At 71.0% G+C, this 17,234-nt stretch carries 20 protein-coding genes; 14 read left to right on the forward strand and 6 right to left on the reverse strand.

Annotated elements, in window-relative coordinates:
* Window positions 1-2 precede the first annotated feature (2 nt).
* Genes PCA76_RS01740 through ccsB form a run of 5 tightly spaced genes read left to right on the forward strand, consistent with a single transcriptional unit; the run spans window position 3 to window position 4,666 of the window.
* Window positions 3-650, forward strand: coding sequence for a histidine phosphatase family protein (locus tag PCA76_RS01740; RefSeq protein WP_272614788.1), 648 nt, complete (start codon window positions 3-5; stop codon window positions 648-650).
* Window positions 650-1,216, forward strand: a complete 567-nt coding sequence (locus PCA76_RS01745; protein WP_272614789.1) for a TlpA family protein disulfide reductase — start codon at window positions 650-652, stop codon at window positions 1,214-1,216. The genes PCA76_RS01740 and PCA76_RS01745 overlap by 1 nt, the downstream gene beginning before the upstream one ends.
* Window positions 1,216-2,037, forward strand: coding sequence for a cytochrome c biogenesis CcdA family protein (locus tag PCA76_RS01750; protein WP_272614791.1), 822 nt, complete (start codon window positions 1,216-1,218; stop codon window positions 2,035-2,037). Before PCA76_RS01745 ends, PCA76_RS01750 begins: the two co-directional genes overlap by 1 nt.
* Window positions 2,037-3,692: a cytochrome c biogenesis protein ResB gene (gene resB, locus PCA76_RS01755; protein ID WP_272614793.1), complete on the forward strand. Its 1,656-nt coding sequence runs from the start codon at window positions 2,037-2,039 to the stop codon at window positions 3,690-3,692. Before PCA76_RS01750 ends, resB begins: the two co-directional genes overlap by 1 nt.
* Window positions 3,692-4,666, forward strand: a complete 975-nt coding sequence (ccsB, locus tag PCA76_RS01760) for a c-type cytochrome biogenesis protein CcsB (protein ID WP_272614794.1) — start codon at window positions 3,692-3,694, stop codon at window positions 4,664-4,666. Before resB ends, ccsB begins: the two co-directional genes overlap by 1 nt.
* Before the next feature lie 70 nt (window positions 4,667-4,736).
* Here the strand turns inward: ccsB and PCA76_RS01765 are convergent, their stop codons facing one another.
* On the reverse strand, window positions 4,737-6,101 hold the full coding sequence (locus PCA76_RS01765; protein ID WP_272614795.1) for a hypothetical protein: 1,365 nt from the start codon (window positions 6,099-6,101) through the stop codon (window positions 4,737-4,739).
* Window positions 6,102-6,177: 76 nt separating this feature from the next.
* Window positions 6,178-6,453, reverse strand: a complete 276-nt coding sequence (locus tag PCA76_RS01770) for a hypothetical protein (RefSeq protein WP_272614797.1) — start codon at window positions 6,451-6,453, stop codon at window positions 6,178-6,180.
* A 233-nt stretch (window positions 6,454-6,686) separates the two neighbouring features.
* Here PCA76_RS01770 and PCA76_RS01775 point away from each other — a divergent pair, with 233 nt between their 5' ends.
* Complete coding sequence (locus tag PCA76_RS01775) at window positions 6,687-7,493, forward strand: helix-turn-helix domain-containing protein (RefSeq protein WP_272614798.1); 807 nt, start codon at window positions 6,687-6,689, stop codon at window positions 7,491-7,493.
* Window positions 7,484-7,672 (forward strand): DUF397 domain-containing protein, encoded by a 189-nt coding sequence (locus tag PCA76_RS01780; RefSeq protein ID WP_272614800.1) that lies wholly within the window; start codon window positions 7,484-7,486, stop codon window positions 7,670-7,672. The genes PCA76_RS01775 and PCA76_RS01780 overlap by 10 nt, the downstream gene beginning before the upstream one ends.
* Before the next feature lie 33 nt (window positions 7,673-7,705).
* Here the strand turns inward: PCA76_RS01780 and PCA76_RS01785 are convergent, their stop codons facing one another.
* Entirely contained in the window at window positions 7,706-8,182 is a 477-nt protein-coding gene (locus PCA76_RS01785) for a MarR family winged helix-turn-helix transcriptional regulator (protein WP_272614801.1), read from the reverse strand.
* A gap of 82 nt (window positions 8,183-8,264) precedes the next feature.
* On the opposite strand from PCA76_RS01785, the gene PCA76_RS01790 reads away from it, so the two are divergent.
* Window positions 8,265-8,819, forward strand: a complete 555-nt coding sequence (locus PCA76_RS01790) for a carboxymuconolactone decarboxylase family protein (protein ID WP_272614802.1) — start codon at window positions 8,265-8,267, stop codon at window positions 8,817-8,819.
* 24 nt (window positions 8,820-8,843) lie between these two features.
* On the opposite strand, the gene PCA76_RS01795 is transcribed toward PCA76_RS01790, so the two are convergent.
* Entirely contained in the window at window positions 8,844-9,719 is an 876-nt protein-coding gene (locus PCA76_RS01795) for an alpha/beta fold hydrolase (protein ID WP_272614803.1), read from the reverse strand.
* 276 nt (window positions 9,720-9,995) lie between these two features.
* Here PCA76_RS01795 and PCA76_RS01800 point away from each other — a divergent pair, with 276 nt between their 5' ends.
* Complete coding sequence (locus PCA76_RS01800) at window positions 9,996-11,456, forward strand: menaquinone biosynthesis decarboxylase (RefSeq protein WP_272614804.1); 1,461 nt, start codon at window positions 9,996-9,998, stop codon at window positions 11,454-11,456.
* Window positions 11,456-12,367: a menaquinone biosynthesis prenyltransferase MqnP gene (mqnP, locus tag PCA76_RS01805; RefSeq protein WP_272614806.1), complete on the forward strand. Its 912-nt coding sequence runs from the start codon at window positions 11,456-11,458 to the stop codon at window positions 12,365-12,367. Before PCA76_RS01800 ends, mqnP begins: the two co-directional genes overlap by 1 nt.
* Here the strand turns inward: mqnP and PCA76_RS01810 are convergent.
* Window positions 12,356-13,339 carry a terpene synthase family protein gene (locus tag PCA76_RS01810; protein WP_272614808.1) on the reverse strand — a complete coding sequence of 328 codons (984 nt, stop codon included), beginning with the start codon at window positions 13,337-13,339 and terminating at the stop codon, window positions 12,356-12,358. The two genes, mqnP and PCA76_RS01810, sit on opposite strands and share 12 nt — an antisense overlap.
* Before the next feature lie 149 nt (window positions 13,340-13,488).
* On the opposite strand from PCA76_RS01810, the gene PCA76_RS01815 reads away from it, so the two are divergent.
* Window positions 13,489-14,118 carry a UbiX family flavin prenyltransferase gene (locus PCA76_RS01815; protein WP_272614809.1) on the forward strand — a complete coding sequence of 210 codons (630 nt, stop codon included), beginning with the start codon at window positions 13,489-13,491 and terminating at the stop codon, window positions 14,116-14,118.
* Between the two features lie 101 nt (window positions 14,119-14,219).
* On the opposite strand, the gene PCA76_RS01820 is transcribed toward PCA76_RS01815, so the two are convergent.
* A complete protein-coding gene (locus PCA76_RS01820; RefSeq protein ID WP_007454516.1) occupies window positions 14,220-14,486 on the reverse strand; it encodes a BldC family transcriptional regulator in 267 nt (88 codons plus the stop codon).
* A gap of 270 nt (window positions 14,487-14,756) precedes the next feature.
* Between PCA76_RS01820 and PCA76_RS01825 the strand changes: the two genes are divergently transcribed.
* The 3 genes from PCA76_RS01825 to PCA76_RS01835 are packed head-to-tail and all read left to right on the forward strand — an operon-like array spanning window position 14,757 to window position 17,219.
* The gene (locus tag PCA76_RS01825) at window positions 14,757-15,215 is read left to right on the forward strand and encodes an Lrp/AsnC family transcriptional regulator (RefSeq protein ID WP_272614813.1); all 459 of its coding nucleotides are present in this window, start codon (window positions 14,757-14,759) and stop codon (window positions 15,213-15,215) included.
* 50 nt (window positions 15,216-15,265) lie between these two features.
* On the forward strand, window positions 15,266-16,096 hold the full coding sequence (locus tag PCA76_RS01830; RefSeq protein ID WP_272614814.1) for an SDR family NAD(P)-dependent oxidoreductase: 831 nt from the start codon (window positions 15,266-15,268) through the stop codon (window positions 16,094-16,096).
* 31 nt (window positions 16,097-16,127) lie between these two features.
* Window positions 16,128-17,219, forward strand: coding sequence for a PLP-dependent cysteine synthase family protein (locus PCA76_RS01835; protein ID WP_272614815.1), 1,092 nt, complete (start codon window positions 16,128-16,130; stop codon window positions 17,217-17,219).
* Window positions 17,220-17,234 lie beyond the last annotated feature (15 nt).

Genomic DNA, 17,234 nt, shown 5'->3' on the forward strand with positions numbered 1-17,234 from the left:
CGGTGAGCAAGACGGTGGTCCACGTGCTCAGGCACGGCGAGGTGTACAACCCCGACCAGATTCTCTACGGTCGGCTGCCCGGTTTCCGCCTCTCCGAGCTGGGCGTGCAGATGGCCAAGGCCGCCGCGCAGGGCCTGGCCGAGCGGGAGATCGTGCACGTGGTGGCCAGTCCCCTGGAACGCGCGCAGCAGACCGCAGAGCCGATCGCCGCCCAGTTCGGGCTGCCGGTCGGGGCGGACGAGCGGCTGATCGAGAGCGCCAACTGGTTCGAGGGCAAGAAGGTGTCCCCGGGTGACGGGTCGTTCCGCGACCCGCGCAACTGGTGGGTGCTGCGCGACCCGGTGACCCCGTCCTGGGGCGAGGCGTACCGGGTCATCGCCGAGCGGATGTTCGCCGCTGTGCAGGCCGCCCGGGTCGCCGCCGAGGGGCGTGAGGCGGTTCTGGTGTCGCACCAGCTCCCGATCTGGACGCTGCGCCGCTTCGTCGAGCGCAAGCGGCTCTGGCACGACCCGCGTAAGCGGCAGTGCGGGCTGGCGAGCCTCACCTCGTTCCACTTCGACGGCTCGAAGGTGGAGGGCATCGGCTACAGCGAGCCCGCCGCGCACCTGATCGCTCTCTCCGCGACCGCTCGGACGGCCAAGGGGGCCTGATGAACGCCCGGAGGTGGACCGCCGGTCTGCTCGCCACCGTCGCCGCGGTGGCGCTGGCCGGCTGCACGTCGAAGGGGCAGGAGAAGACCTGCACGACCACCACCGACGGGATCTTCGAGTGCGCGCCGGACCAACGCTCGGCACCCCCGAAGCTCGCCGGTGAGCTGCTCACCGGCGGCACCTACGACGTCAGCCAGGCACGTGGGCAGGTAGTGGTGGTCAACTTCTGGGGCTCCTGGTGCGCGCCGTGCCGCGCCGAGGCGGACGACCTGGAAGCCACCTACCAGGCCACGAAGGCCTCCGGGGTGGCCTTCCTCGGCATCAACGTCCAGGATCAGCGGGACAAGGCCAAGGCGTTCGAGGAGGGCCGGGTCACCTTCCCGAGCCTGTTCGATCCGCCGAGCAAGCTGGCGCTCAACCTGGACATCCCGCCGAACACCGTTCCGGCGACGGTGGTGCTCGACCGGGAGGGCCGCATCGCGGCGGTGATCCGGGCCGCCGTCAAGCAGGAGGGCCTGCAACCGATCGTCGAGCGGATCGCGGCCGAGAAACCGGCGCCGAACTGATGGGCGAGGCCTTCAAGCAGTTGGCCGTGAGCGGGCCGCTGCTGCTCGCCATGGGCGCGGCGGTGCTCGCCGGCCTGGTCAGCTTCCTCTCCCCGTGCGTGCTCCCACTCGTGCCCGGCTACCTCTCGTACGTCACCGGCCTCGCCGGCGCCGACCTGGAGGGCCGCCGACCGGAGACCGACCCCGCGCCTGCCCAGGGCACCGGGGGTGTCGCCGTCCGGGAGCGGGCTGCGGCAGTGGCCGTCAAGGGCCGAGTGCTCGCGGGGACGCTGCTCTTCATCGCCGGCTTCACCGTCGTCTTCGTCGCCACCGCGATCCTGTTCGCCAGCATCGGCCGGGTCTTCTTCGACTACAAGCGAGAGCTGCAGATCGGCGTCGGCGTGCTGATCATCGTGGCCGGGCTGAGCTACCTCGGGATGATCCCCGCGCTGCAACGCGAGTTCCGGATCTCCCGGCTGCCGTCGGCCGGCCTGCTCGGCGCCCCGGTCTTCGGGGCGGTCTTCGCGCTCAGCTGGGTGCCCTGCACCGGCCCCACGCTCGGCGCGGTGATGGGCATGGCGGCCACGTCCGGTCAGAGTGACCGTGCCGTGGTGCTGGCCGTGGCGTACTGCCTCGGGCTGGGGATACCGTTCATCGTCTTCGGGCTGGGCTTCGAACGCCTGCTCGGGGTCTTCCGCGCCGTCCGGCGCAACAGCCGCTGGGTCACCCGGGTCGGCGGCGCCCTGCTCATCCTGATCGGCCTGGCGCTGGTCACCGGCGGATGGCAGAGCTTCGTGATCTGGTTGCAGACCACCGTCGGGGTGGGCGAGGTGAGTATCTGATGACGGTCGTCGACGACCGGCCCGAGACCGTGGCCCCGGCGCCCCGGCGCCGGCCGAACCGGGTGCTGGCGCTGCTGCGCAACTCGTGGCGGCAGCTCACCAGCATGCGTACCGCGCTGATCCTGCTCTTCCTGCTCGCGATCGCCGCCATCCCCGGCTCGGTGCTGCCGCAGCGTGGGATCAGCCCGGAGAAGGTCAACCAGTACTTCACCGACCACCCGGACTGGGCCCCTCGGCTGGACCGGATCGGCGCGTTCGAGGTCTTCGGCTCGGTCTGGTTCTCCGCGATCTACCTGCTGCTGTTCACGTCCCTGATCGGCTGCATCCTGCCCCGGCTGCGCGATCACCTCCGGGCGCTGCGGTCCCGGCCGCCGGTCGCGCCGAAGCGGATGGCACGGCTGCCCCAGCACACCGTGCTGCCCGCCCCGCCCGGTGGCGCGGCGGCCATCGCCGAGGTGCTGCGCAAGCGCCGCTGGCGGGTGGAGGTGCGCGGCGACGAGGTCTCCGCCGAGAAGGGCTACCTCAAGGAGACCGGCAACCTGCTGTTCCACACCTCGCTGATCGCCGTGCTGATCGGCGTCGCGCTCGGCTCGTGGTACGGCTGGAGCGGCAACCGCCTGCTGGTGGCCGGCGCGGACAACGCTTTCTGCAACACCCGCCAGCAGTACGCCGAGGCCAAGCTCGGCCCCCAGGTCGACAGCGCCGACCTGCCCCGCTTCTGCCTGCGGCTGGACGACTTCCAGGCCCGGTTCCTCGACAGCGGTCAGCCGGAGTTCTTCAACGCCACGGTCACCGTCGACGGCCCCGACGAGCCGACCCGCAGCGCGGACTTCTCGGTGAACTCGCCGCTGCGGTTGAACGACGCGAGCGTCTACCTGCTCGGCCACGGGTACGCCCCGGTGATCCGCTACACCGACCGGTTCGGTCGCAGCCAGACGAGCACCACGCCCTTCCTGACCACCGGCGACATGGGGCTGACCAGCGAGGGTCTGGCCGCCTTCCCGGACGCGAACGTCGACCCGGCCACCGGCAGGCGCGCGCCGGACGAGCAGATGGCGTTCACCGGCATCTACCTGCCCACGGCACCCGAGCAGGCACCGTTCGTCCGCTCGCAGTATCCGACCGAGCGCAACCCGGTGCTCAACCTGGTCGCCTATCAGGGCAACCTCGGCCTGGACGCCGGCATCCCCGGCTCGGTCTACCAACTGGACCAGCGGCAGGTGCGGACCGGCAAGGTCAAGGAGGTCGGCACCAAGCTGCTGCGCAAGGGTGAAACCTGGGCCCTGGACGACGGCACAACTGTCGAGTTCCTGGGCACCGAGCGGTACGTCACTCTCTCCATCCGGCACGACCCCGGCGCGACGCCGCTGCTGATCAGCTGCGGGGTCCTGCTGGTCGGGCTGATGGGCTCGCTGTTCGGACGGCGCCGCCGGGTGTGGTTCCGGGTGACCCCGGCCGACCCCGCGGAAGGATCTCCGACGGGCGGTAGTAGCTTGATGGAGGCCGGTGGGTTGCCGCGCACCGACTATCCAGGGTTCGCAGAAGAGTTCGCCCAGCTCGTCGCCGCGATCAGCGGGAACGAACGGGCGGCCGAGCGGGCTGGCGCGGGTACTGACTCCAGTGACCGGGCCGGCGTGCGAGAAGGAGCCGAGTGATGTCCGCACTCTCCGACAATCTGGTGACCTTCGCGATCCTGGTGTACCTGATCGCGATGATCGGCCACGCCGTCGAGTACGCGCTGGGTAATGCGCGTACCCGGGTTGCCGTGGCGGCTCCGGTGCGCGAGCTGGTCGGTGCCGGCGGCGGTGTTGTTCCGACGCCACCGCCCGCGCCCGTTCCGTCGTCGGCTGCGGCCGACCGCTCGGCGCGGCGTGCCCGACTCGCGGGCCTGATCGGGGTGGGCGCCACCGCGGTCGCCGCACTGCTCCACCTGGCGGCGCTGGTCACCCGTGGGCTCGCGGCCGACCGGATGCCCTGGGGCAACATGTACGAGTTCGTGCTCACGGTGACGTTCATCGGGGTCGCCGCCTGGCTGGTGGTGCTGTGGAAGCGACCGTCGCTGCGCAAGCTCGGGCTGTTTCTCACCCTGGTGATGGTGCTGCTGGTCGCCACCGCCGAGCTGGTGCTGTACGTGCCGATCGTGCCGCTGGTGCCAGCTCTGAACTCGTACTGGTTCATCATCCACGTCTCGACCATCGTCTTCGCATCCGGCATCTTCCTGCTCGGTGTGGTGCCGGCCGTGGGCTTCCTGATGCGCAACGGGTACGAGCAGGGCAAGCGGAGCTTCCCGTACACCCTGGCCAAGCGGCTGCCCGGCGCGGCCGGCCTGGAGCGGCTGACCTTCGCGCTGCACGCCTTCGCCTTCCCGATCTTCACCTTCGCGGTGATCGCCGGAGCCATCTGGGCCGAGGCGGCGTGGGGTCGGCCGTGGGGCTGGGACCCGAAGGAGACCTGGGCGTTCATCTCCTGGGTCGTGTACGCCGGCTACCTGCACGCCCGCGCCACGCCCAGCGTCAAGCGCAACGTGGCCACCTGGATCGCGGTGCTCGGCTTCCTCACCATGCTGATGAACCTGTTCGGCGTGAACATCTTCTTCACCGGCCTGCACTCGTACGGCGGGCTGGACTGACCCTGGCAACGCGATGCGGGCCGGTCACGGATTCGTCCGTGACCGGCCCGCGTCGTTCTGCCGGCCTCGGTCAGCTCACCGTGACCGGGGCGATGTCGTTGGCCGGGTTGTCATCCACCCGCGGGTAGCGGTTGGCTGGCTGGACCTCCCCCGCGGACCCGTCGAGGCTGTGAATCCGTAGATCGAAGGTCACCGTCTTGCTGGTCCCGGCGGGGAACACGCCTCCCGGGCCGTTGCAGCGCCAGGTCGTCGGGGCCGCTCCGCCGTCCTCCTCCTCGCCGCCGAGCGACGCGCAGCCCGGCGGGTTGGCCAGCACGGTCACCCCGGTGGGTGGGGTGAAGAGGAATGCGCCGACCGTGTCGCCGGAGTTCGTGCCATCCGGCACGCCCGGCCCCTCATTACGGATGCCCACGGTGGCCTGGACAGTGTCGCCGACGGCGCCGGTGACGGCCGCGCCCTGGGCGACGATGTCGAAGGCGCCAGGGACCTCCCACAGGTAGGTTTGACCGCCAGCGCCGTTCACCTCGACCGGGATCACGCTGAGCGGCGTACCGACCGCCCGCAGTCGCAGGGCCTGGTCGGCGTCGCGGCTCTTGAGCTTCACCCCGCTCGGGAGCGGCCCGGCACTGGCCAGCGGCTCCACGACCTGGGTGATCCGCTTGCTGCCGAGCGTCGCCGGGCCGACCGTGGTGGCGAACCCGCCCCGCAGCTCGTGCCGTTGGCCGGGCGCGAAGGTGCCCCGCACGGTGCAGACGACCACGGTGGCGAGCACCTGGTCGGTGCCGTACCGGCAGTTGCGGTAGTTGGCCGGCACGAGGCCCACCGAGAAGCGCATGGTGAGCCGCAGGTCCACGGCCGGTTGGTCACCGGCGTTGACCATGGCCACCGGAACGGGGAGCGTGTCGCCCACCTCGACACCGGTCACGTACTCGTTGACCATGTCGAGCAGGTCGGGCCCGGACCGCACGCTGACGGTCGCCTGCTGGGTGTACGCCTCGGTCTGCTCGCCGAGCGCCGTGTAGTCGAGGGTGCCGGTCGCGCCGTCGACCGCGCCGGGCGCGGGCCGGAACACCACCGGCACGGTGCCGGTGAGCGAGCCGCCCTCGTCGATGGCCGTCGGTGGCATCGGGCAGGTCACCGCGGTGCCCTGGGTGACACAGAAGTCAGGGAAGCTGGCGGTGGCCACGCCCGCCAGGCCGGTCAGGTCGATGGTCACCCGGGGCTGGCTGGCTCCGGTGCTGGTCAGGGTCAGCGGCACCGTGCGGCCGAGAGCGCCGGGGCCGCCAACCGTGACGTCACCCAGCGAGCCGTTGACCCAGCCGGGGTCGTCCTCGGCCGCAGCCGGGCCAGCCGCCACACCGATTCCGGCGGTGCCCACGACCAGCGCGGTCAGGCCGCGCAAGAGCCTGCCACGCGCAACGTGCACAGATCTCATCGATCTCCTTGCTGAGGGGTGGGCCGATCGGAAGAAGCCGGGCCTGCAGCACCCGACCCGACCGGCATCCATGATCTTAGAGATCGCCTGTGACATCTTTCGATCGGTTCACCGAGTTGCGATCTCCGTCGAAACAGGACTCGTCCGGTGACTGTCGCGCCGGTCGCCAGACCCGTAACGTCTGCTCGACCTGGATCGTGACCTGGTAGGACACCTCCGGCAGGTCGGCCAGCTCGATCCGCTCGCCGCGCAACGCCAGTTGGGCGTGCAGCTCCCGGGCGACGGCGTCACGAAGCTCGACCAGCAGGGGCGACAATCCGTCCGGGTCGCCGACGACGTACGCATCCGTCATGGATCCACCCTGCTCCCGCGGCCCGCTGTTCCACCACCCACGGTGAGATGTGCCCGCCGGGCTTGACCTGGTTCCGGTCGGCGATGTTGTGGCCGCCGGACCAGCCGGTAGGGCCGAGCCGTAGCTCGCGTTACCCCGATATGCCTGTCATGGGATGACACGCTGTCAGGTGCTCGCTACCGTGCGCAGATGGGGTCGGATGACCCGACGATCGCGGCGGAAGGTGGGGCGCAGTGACCACAGTGGTGTCGCCGGCGGCGCTGATCCGGGAGCAGCTCCGGCGGTCCCGGCTCGCGGCCGGGCTGACTCAGGAGGAGTACGGCAAACGGGCGCACTACTCGCCGTCGATGGTGTCGGCCGTCGAGCTGGGGCACACGGCGCCCAATGAGGCGTACCTGACCCGGGCCGACGAGGTGCTCGACACCGGCGGCCTGCTGGTCTCGCTGCGCGAGCTGGGCCGGCGCGACGGCGAGCCGGTCTGGTTCCGCCCCTGGCTGGAGGTCGAACGGGTCGCCACCCAGCTGCGCTGCTTCGGCGCGACGATGATTCCCGGGCTGTTGCAGACCGCCGACTACGCCCGGGCGGTGTTCCGGCTCGACCTGGGGCTCACCGCCGACCGGGTCGAGGAGTTGGTGGCGGCCCGGCTGGAGCGGCAGACGATCCTCGACCGAGAGCATCCGCCGCAGCTCACCGCCGTGATCGACGAGGCCGCGTTGCAGCGCTTCGCGGAGGGCTGTGCCGGGGTGCTGGCCGGTCAGCTGCGGCACCTGGTGGTGTGCGCCCGCCGCCCGTACATCCGCGTGCACGTGCTGCCGCAGGGCGTGGGCCTGCACGCCGGCCTCTTCGGGCCGTTCATCCTCGGCCGCACCGCCGACGGCAGCTGGCTCGGCTTCCTCGACAACCAGACCGGCGGCACCGCCGTGGACGACATCTTCGAGGTGGCGACCCTGCTCGGAAGGTGGGAGAGTCTGCGCAGTGACGCGCTGCCCCGGCAGCAGTCGATCGACCTGCTCGAGGAGATCGTGAAGCCATGGATCTGACCGGAGCCCGCTGGCACAAGTCCACCCGGAGCGGCAACGACGCTGGCGCGTGCGTCGAGGTCGCCGACAACCTGCCCGGCCGGGTGCACGTTCGCGATTCCAAGGACCGCGACGGCGGCCTGCTGACCTTCACCCCGGCCGCATGGCGGGCCTTCGTCGAGCTGACCCGCACCCGCTGACCGTCCACCGCATCAGTCGGCCGGCAGTCGCGATCAGCCGCCGAACCAGCCGGGCACGTCGAGCCGGAACCAGTTGGCCGAGGCCACCGTGCCGAGGTCGTCCTCCATCGCGGTGACCCGTTCGTGGCCGAGCGTGTCGGCCCACTGTGCCCGCAGCCGGTCGAAGATCTCGGCCGAGCGGTGTAGCCCGTCGGCACCGCGCGGGGTCACCCGGACCAGCCGCCGTCGGGCGTCGGAGGGGTCGTCGACCCGCTCCAGGTAGCCGACGGCCACCAATCGGTCGACGGTCTTGCCGGCGGCCTGCTTGGAGATGCCCAGCCGCTGACCCAGCTCGGTGGCGGTGGTGCCGTCCGCGCCGACGGCCTGGAGCACGAATCCGTGCAGCGGTCGCAGCTCCGGATGACCCTCCCGGGCCAGCTCGGCGTGCAGGTCGTCGATCAGCGTTCGGAAGCCGGCCAACAGCAGCAGCGGTAGCGCGAAGCCGGGGCGCGCGGGATCAGCGGTTGCCATGTTCGACAACCACGTTTACTATTTCGTCAACCACGTTGACTATCTTACGTCCCCCGATCCACGTTCTGGAAAGTAGGTAGCCATGCCCGTCTTCACCGCTCACACCGCCGAAACCGCGCCCGCCACTGCCCGACGAGCCATCGACGGCGTACGCGGCCGGTTCGGCTGGCTGCCCACCCCGGTCGCGCTGATGGCCGATTCGCCGCAGTTGCTCACCGGCTTCCTCACCGCCAGCACGGGCTTCGAGCAGACCGACCTCGCCCCGCTGGAGCGGGAGGTGGTCATCCTGACGGTCTCCACCACCAACGAGTGCCACGTCTGCGTCGCCCTGCACACCGGCAAGCTCACCCAACTCGGAGCGACCGCCGAGCTGATCACCGCGCTGCGTGCCGGCTCGGCGCTCCCCGATCCGCGACTGGAAGCGCTGCGCCGGTTCACCCTGGCCGTGCTCGACCACCGAGGCGCAGTGCCCGACGACGAGTTGGACGACTTCCTGACCGCCGGCTACCAGTCCCGGCACGCGCTGGACGTGGTGCTCGGCGTCGGCGCGTACACCATGTCCACCTTCGCCAACCGACTCACCCAGGCACCACTCGACCCGCCGCTGGCCGCCCACGCCTGGACGCCCGCGGCCTGACCGGGGACGCGTGCCGGCCGCTGCTCAGGACGCCCCGAGGAAGTCGCGCAGCAGGGCGAGCATCTCGTCCGGGCGCTCCTCGTACAACCAGTGCCCGCAGTCCTCGATCACCTCGCCGCGGACGGTGTCGGCGTACCGGCGAACCTGCTCTGCGACCTGCCCACCGAGGCTGGCCGCCGCGCCGACGGCCAGCACCGGCATCGTCAGCTTCGTGTCCCGGTACGCCACGTTGTCGGCGATGTCCTGCTCGAACGCCCGGAAGTAGGCGAAGCTGGCCCGCAGATGCGCCGGGTCACGCAGATGGTTTGCGAACTCCTCGATGTCGGGCGCGGCGATGCTGCCCTTGTGCACCATCAGGGCATCGGTGAACCGGTCCACCCAGAGCGACTCCCGCCCGTTGACCAGTTCCTCCGGAAGCCCGTTGCCGATGGAGAAGTAGCCGAAGTTCCACACCCCGGGCCCGGCCGAGGTGAGCGCGGGGAACGTGTAGATGCTCTCGTCGGGGATCGGCGCTTCGCTGAGCACCAGCCGACTCACCCGCTGCGGATGGGCGGCGGCGTACGCGTACGCCACCATCGTCCCCAGGTCGTGCCCGACCAGCCGAAGGTCACCGTCCAGGCCGAGCTGGTCGAGTAGTCCGTGCAGGTCGGCGGCGACCGTCTTCTTGTCGTACCCGCCGTCCGGGGCGTCGCTTCCCCCGAAGCCGCGCAGGTCGGGCGCGACCACGTCGAAGGAGCGCCCCAACTCGGGCAGCAGGTGCCGCCACATGTACCAACACTGCGGATACCCGTGTAGCAGCACCAGGGGCGGGCCGGCGCCACCACGGACGTAGTTCATGGTGATCTGGCCGACCCGTGCCCGTTGCTCGGTGAACCCCGCCGGGACCCGCTCCCCGCCCATCGCCGCCTCCGTCCTGCCGTGTGCCCGCGCGTGCCCGTCCTGCCGTGTGCCCGCGCGCGCCGTCTGCCCACCGCCTGGCCGCCTACCCGCTCAACCGCCCGCCATGCCCGCGAGATGCGGGCCCTGCCCGTTGATCCACTCGGCTTCCATGAAGTCGCGGTGTCCCAGGCCGCAGGACACCGCAGTTTCGTGAAACCCGAGTGGATCTAGGGCAATCGCGAGCGTCACAGCACCCGGCTTGGGTCGCGCGGCACCCGGTGCGGGAGACTGGCGGGTATGGCGGCTCGTGGCTTCCCGTACACCGATCTCAAGGACTTCCTCGCGGCGCTGGAGCGCGCGGGGGAGTTGCGCCGGGTCGACGTCCCGGTCGACCCCACCCTGGAGATCAGCGAGGTGGTCACCCGCACGGTGCGGGCCGGCGGCCCGGCGCTGCTCTTCGAGCGCCCGACCCGGGGCGAGATGCCGGTGGCGATCAACCTGTTCGGCACCGAGAAGCGCATGGCGATGGCCCTCGGGGTGGAGAATCTCGACGAGATCGGCGCGCGCATCGGCGAGCTGCTCAAGCCGGAGCTGCCGCAGGGCTTCTCGGGCATGATGGGCGGGCTCGGCAAGGTCATGCAGCTCAAGTCGATGCCGCCGAAGAAGGTCAAGACGGCCCCCTGCCAGCAGGTGGTCTACCGCGGCGACGACGTCGACCTCAACCGGTTGCCGGGGCTGCAGATCTGGCCGGGTGACGGCGGGATCTTCCACAACTTCGGGCTGACCCACACCAAGCACCCGGAGACCGGTAAGCGCAACCTTGGGCTCTACCGGCTCCAGCAGCACTCGCGCAACACCATCGGCATGCACTGGCAGATCCACAAGAACTCCACGGCGCACCACGCGGTCGCTGAGCGGCTCGGGCAGCGCCTGCCGGTGGCAATCGCCATCGGTGCCGACCCCGCCGTCGCCTACTCGGCCAGCGCGCCACTGCCGGCCGACATCGACGAATACCTGTTCGCCGGTTTCTTGAGCGGTGAGCGCGTCGAGATGGTCGACTGCCTGACCGTGCCGCTGCAGGTGCCGGCGCACGCACAGATCGTCCTCGAGGGTTACATCGAGCCGGGCGAGCGGCTGCCGGAGGGCCCGTTCGGCGACCACACCGGCTTCTACACCCCGGTGGAGCCGTTCCCGGTGATGCACATCGAGTGCATGACCATGCAGCGCGACCCGGTCTACCACTCGATCGTCACGTCGCAGCCGCCCCAGGAGGACCACGGTCTCGGCAAGGCCACCGAGCGGATCTTCGCGCCGCTGCTGCGCTTCCTGATCCCGGACATCGTCGACTACGACCTGCCCGCCGCCGGGGTGTTCCACAACTGCGCGATCGTGTCGATCCGCAAGCGGTACCCGAAGCACGCCCAGAAGGTCATGAACGCGATCTGGGGCGCGCACATGATGTCGCTGACCAAGCTGATCGTGATCGTCGACGAGGACTGCGACGTGCACGACTACAACGAGGTCGCCTTCCGCGCCTTCGGCAACGTCGACTACGGCCGCGACCTGCTGCTCACCGAAGGGCCCGTCGACCACCTCGACCACGCTTCGTACCAGCAGTTCTGGGGCGGCAAGGCCGGCGTCGACGCGACCCGCAAGCTGCCCACCGAGGGCTACACCCGCGGTTGGCCGGAGGAGATGCGCATGAGCCCGGAAGTCACCGCCCTGGTCGACAAGCGCTGGAAGGAATACGGGCTCTGATGGCCGTCCTCGACGCACCGGCCGAGAAGCCGGGCCGGGTCAAGTCCTTCCTCAAGCTCGTCGCGATCGAGCACTCGGTGTTCGCGCTGCCGTTCGCGTTCCTTTCGGCGCTGACGGCTATGCAGGTCAACGGCGGGCGGGTGCGGTGGTGGGACCTGCTGCTGATCACCGTGGCGATGGTTGGGGCACGGACGTTCGCGATGGCTGCCAACCGGATCCTCGACCGGCGGATCGACGCGCGGAACCCGCGTACCGCAGGCCGGGAACTGGTCACCGGGGCGGTGAGTGTGCGGACGGCCTGGACCGGCGCGGCCGTCGCACTGGTGGTCTTCCTCGCCGCCGCTGCCCTGCTCAACCCGCTCTGCCTGGTGCTCGCGCCGCTCGCCGTGGTGCCGCTGGTCGTCTACCCCTACGCCAAGCGGTTCACCAACTGGCCGCACGCCATCCTCGGGGTCGCCCAGGCGGTCGGCCCGGTCGGCGCCTGGCTGGCCGTCACCGGCACCCTGAACGGCTCCGGGCCGGCCTGGCTCCTCGGGGCGGCCGTCGGGCTGTGGATCGGCGGCTTCGACCTGATCTACGCCTGCCAGGACTCCGAGATCGACCAGGAGATCGGCGTGCACAGCGTGCCCGCCCGGTACGGTCGGCGCTTCGCGCTGCACGCCTCGACGGTCGCGCACGTGGTGACCTTCGGGCTCTTCGTCTGGTTCGGGGCGCTGATCGGGTTCGGCTGGCTCTGGTGGGTCGGCCTGGCGTTGACCGCGGTCGCGTTCGCCTACCAGCACCTGGTGGTCAGCCCGACCGACCTGAGCAAGGTCAACCGGGCGTTCTTCACGGCCAACGGGTTCGTCGGCATCGCGCTGTTCGTGTTCGCCCTGCTCGACCTGGTGATCCGGCTCGACCTACGGGCCTGAGGCTGGCTGCGCGGTGCCGGCGGGGTAGCGGGCGCTCTCCAGAGTCCAGTCGATGGTGCCGCGCACGGCGTGCGCGAGCCCGTCGAGATGGTCGGTGACCGCCTCGTCCAACGCTGGGCCGAACGACGGCACCGCGGCCCGCAGCGCGACGAAGCGCCGCATCGACGCCCGCCAGCGCTCGGCCACCCGCTCGATCGCCTCCGCCGACGGCACGGCCAGCTCGGCCTCCATGGCCAGGACCAGGTTGTGCCCGCCCGCGGTGGCCCGGTCCCGCTCCAGCGAGGCCAGGTCGTTGTACCAGGAGAGCAGGTCGTTGCCGAGGCTGCCGATCTGGCGCAGCAGCGGGTGATGGTAGACCGGGCCGGGCAACGGTCGGCCGCTGGTGAATTCCACCAGCGGGTACGACACCTCCGCCGCCGACGTCGCCCGACGCAGCTCGACGTACTCGTTGACGCTGGGTCGGCGGCCAGCCTCCTTGTTGACCGCCTCCTGCCAGGTGCCGTCGAGGTGCCGGGCCACCGCGTCGGCGAAGCGCAGCCGCCACACGGCCGGCATCCGGCGGCGTGGCTCCCGCCAGGCCAGCACCAGCAGCCGCCGGAGCGGGCCGGACAGCCCCGACTGACGCAGCCGGGGGCCGTCGTGCAGCAGCGCCAGCGTGCCGTTGCGCAGTGCCCGGATCTGCTCCGGGGTGAGCCGGTCCGGCCCGTCGCAGGCGTCGTCGACCAGGAAGAACCAGGTGAACAGCGCAGTCAGCACCCGCAGGTCGGCTTCGGACGCGCCCGGGTAGAGCCGCCCGGCGTACCGGGCGAACGCTCCCCGGGAGAGCCGGTGCAGCGCGGCGTCGTCTAGTGGGAGGCCAAGCTCGGGCAGCAGACCGAGCAGCCACTCCTGCGCGCGGTCGGCGTGCGGTGAGAGCCGGGACGGGATCGGACATTCGGCACGCAGCGCCCAGAGGATCTCGCCGGTCGTCACCGATGCCTCCTGTGCGAGATGGTTCCGGTGCGAATCGCCACCGGCAGCATGTCAGGTCGACGGGATGTGCAGGTACCCGCCGGACATGTCGGACGGACCAGCCCGGGGGTGCTCACCAACGGACCAGCCGGACCAGGCAGGCTGGGGGCATGCGGGAACCATGGGTGGTCGGGGTCTCCGGTGCCTCCGGCACGCCGTACGCGGCGGCTGTCATCGGAGGGCTGCTCGACGCGGGCGAAGCGGTGGACCTGATCGTGTCCCGGGCGGCACGACTCACCGTGCTCGACGAGACCGGCCGACCATTTCGCGACGGGCACTGGGCCGAGGACCTCGCCGCCTGGCTCGACCGGGACCTGACCGGGGCGGATCTACGGCACTGGCCGGCTGGCGACCTCGCCGCCGGGCCGAGCAGCGGCTCCTACCGGGTACGCGGGATGGCCGTGGTCCCCGCCAGCACGGCAGCCTGCGCGGGTATCGCGATCGGGCTCTCCAAGGACCTGTTGCAGCGCGCCGCCGAGGTCAACCTCAAGGAACGGCGGCCCGTGGTGGTGGTCCCCCGGGAGACACCGGTGACCCGCAGCCACCTGGAGCACCTGATCGCGCTGCACGACGCTGGCGCGGTGGTGCTGCCTGCCAGCCCCGGCTTCTACGGGGCTGGCGCGGCGGCCAGCGCCCAGCAGTTGGTCGACTTCGTGGCCGGCAAGGTGCTGGACGCGCTCGGCGTCCCCCACACGCTGTTCCGGCGCTGGTCCGGCCAGCTCGGGGCCGCGCGCAGCTGACCGTCCGGCCAGCTCAGCGCGCCGCGCTGCCGCCTGGCCATCGGCCGAAGCGGGACGCGGACCGGACTTCTGTCCGGTCCGCGTACGTTGTCCGCACCAGTTCAGTACATGCCGGCGTTGGCCGGACCCGGCCCCGTGGATGCGGCCGGACCCACATTGCGTGGCTTTCCGACCTCGTCCACCTCGTCCAGCATGCCCTCCCCCTCAAGCAGGGCTCGCACCTCGGATTCCCGAAACCGGCGATGCCCGCCTGGAGTCCGGATGCTTCCTATCCGGCCGGCCGCCGCCCATCTCGTCACAGTTTTCGGGTCCACCCGAAACAGCGCGGCGACCTCACCCGGTGTCAGCAGGCGATCTCCAGTGTCCACAGCCCCCTCCTCGCGTCGACGAAGCCCCTGGCTGAACACACTGCCCCCGGCTGGTGCGTAGCCCAGAGCCGTCATGAGGGACGTATGGCAATTACAGCACCAGGGACATGGCCTGTCCGCCCAAACGCGAAAAATGCACTGAGTGGGGAGTTAGTAATGGTACTGGTGCTACCTCTGCCATGACCGGCGGTTTGTGAACAGTGACTCGCCACTCAGCCCAACGGATGCCGAAGACGTCGCGTTACGCGTAAGCGGATAAGGTCACTCTCTGTGGACGCCATCGACCTGAGCCTCGTCGACCTGCTTCGCGGCAACGCCCGCCTCTCGTACGCCGAGCTGGCCCGACAGGTGGGCCTTTCGGCCCCGGCCGTACACGAGCGGGTCGGCAAGCTGGAGAGCAGTGGCGTGGTCCGCGGCTACCGCGCGGACGTGGCCCCGGAGGCGATCGGGCTGGGGGTCACCGCGCTGATCGGCATCGTCGAGGACTCCGGCGCCGACTCCGACGACATGCTCGAATCACTGCGGGTGCTGCCCGAGATCGAGTCCTGCTACTTCATGGCCGGCGTGGAGTCGTTCCTGCTCAAGGCGCGGGTTGGCACGATCGCCGAGTTGGAGCAGCTGATCGTGCGGCTGAACCGGACCCCCGGGGTCGCCTCCACCCGTACCGCCATCGCACTCTCCACGAAATGGGAGAACCGCCCCCAGCCGGTCGGCCCGCCCGTGGCCTGACCGCCGCGTACCCCTGGTGCCACCCGGTCGGCAGGCGGTAGCGTGCGCCGATGACGCCGCCGGGACGCCGAGTGGCCGTGGTGACCGGCGCCGCCGGAGGCCTGGGCCACGCCATCGCCACCGCGCTGCACGCCGACGGCTGGTCGGTGCTGCTCACCGACCTTGACCCGGCGGCGGTGCACACCGCCGCGGCACCGCTCGGCGGTTGGTCGGCCGCCTTGGACGTCCGGGACGAGGACGCCTGCGCCGACATCGCCGCGATTGCGGCAAGCCGGGGCGACCTCGCCCTCTGGGTCAACAACGCCGGCATCCTGATCACCGGGCCGTCGTGGGAGCACGACGGCCCGACCCGCCGCCGGGTGTTCGACGTGAATGCCCTCGGCGCCATGAACGGCACCCTCGCCGCGCTGGCCGTGATGCGCGGGCAAGGCCACGGCCACGTGCTCAACGTCGTTTCGCTGGCCGGGCTGATCGCCGCGCCCGGCGAGACGGTGTACGCGGCCAGCAAGCACGCCCTGCTGGCATTCAGCCTGGGTACTCTGTCCGACCTGCGGATGGCCGGGTACCGGCGGGTCCACGTCTCCTGCCTCTGCCCGGACGGAATCTGGACCCCGATGCTGCACGACCGGCTGGACGACCCGGGGGCACTGGCCTCGTTCACCGGGTCGCTGCTGACCCCGCAGCGGGTGGCGGCCCGGGCAGTTCGGCTGGCCCGCCGGCCACGCCCGGTGGTCAGCCTGCCCCGCTGGCGGGGAGCACAGGTACGCCTGCTGGACGCCCTGCCCCGGCTGGCCGTCGCACTGACTCCGCTCGTCCAGGCCGCCGGCCGGGCCGGTCAGCGCCGACAACGCCGCCGGACCGCGTCATCGGACCGGCGCTGACCGCCTCCGACCTGCTTGCTACGTTTCCGGCGTGACTCATCACGACCGGTTCGACAACGCCAGCCGCACCTGGGTGACGGAGGCGATCGCCGCCGTCGAGGCGGACGCGAACCGCTCGGCCGACACTCACCTGCTGCCGTTCCCGCTGCCCCGGGCCTGGGGGGTCGACCTCTACCTCAAGGACGAGTCGTCACACCCCACCGGCTCGCTGAAGCACCGGCTGGCCCGCTCGCTGTTCCTCTACGGGCTCTGCAACGGCTGGATCGGGCCTCGCACCACGATCGTCGAAGCGTCGTCGGGCTCCACGGCGGTCTCCGAGGCGTACTTCGCCCGGATGCTCGGCCTGCCGTTCATCGCGGTGATGCCCTCCTCCACCTCGCCCGAGAAGATCACGCAGATCGAGTTCCAGGGCGGCCGCTGCCACCTGGTGGACGACCCCGCGACCGTGGTGGTCGAGGCCCGCTGGCTCGCCGAGGACTCCGGCGGGCACTTCATGGACCAGTTCACCTACGCCGAGCGGGCGACCGACTGGCGGGGCAACAACAACATCGCCGAGTCGATCTACGCCCAGCTGGAGCTGGAGCGGCACCCGATCCCGGCCTGGGTCGTGGTGGGCGCCGGCACCGGAGGGACCAGCGCGACGATCGGCCGGTACGCCCGGTACCGCAGGCTCGCCACCAGGCTCTGCGTGGTCGACCCGGAGAACTCGGCGTTCTACCCGGCCTGGCTGGCCGCCGACTGGTCTCTGCGTACCGGGAGGGGCTCCCGGATCGAAGGGATCGGCCGTCCCACCGTGGAGGCCTCGTTCCTGCCCTCCGTGGTGGACCGGATGGTCCAGGTGCCGGACGCGGCGTCACTGGCCGCCATGCGCGCCGGATCGGCGCTGCTCGGCCGCCGGGTGGGCGGCTCCACCGGCACCAACCTGTGGGGTGCGTTCGGCCTGATCGCCGCGATGCTCGCCGAGGGCCGGACCGGCTCGGTGGTCACTCTGATCTGCGACCCGGGCGACCGGTACGCCGACACGTACTACGCCGACGACTGGGTGGCCGCCCAGGGCCTCGACCTGACGCCGCACCTGGCCACGATCGAACGCTTTCTGACCAGCGGCGCGTGGCCCGCCTGAGCCCTGGCCGCGCCG

The sequence above is a fragment of the Micromonospora sp. LH3U1 genome (assembly GCF_028475105.1).
GTDB lineage: Bacteria > Actinomycetota > Actinomycetes > Mycobacteriales > Micromonosporaceae > Micromonospora.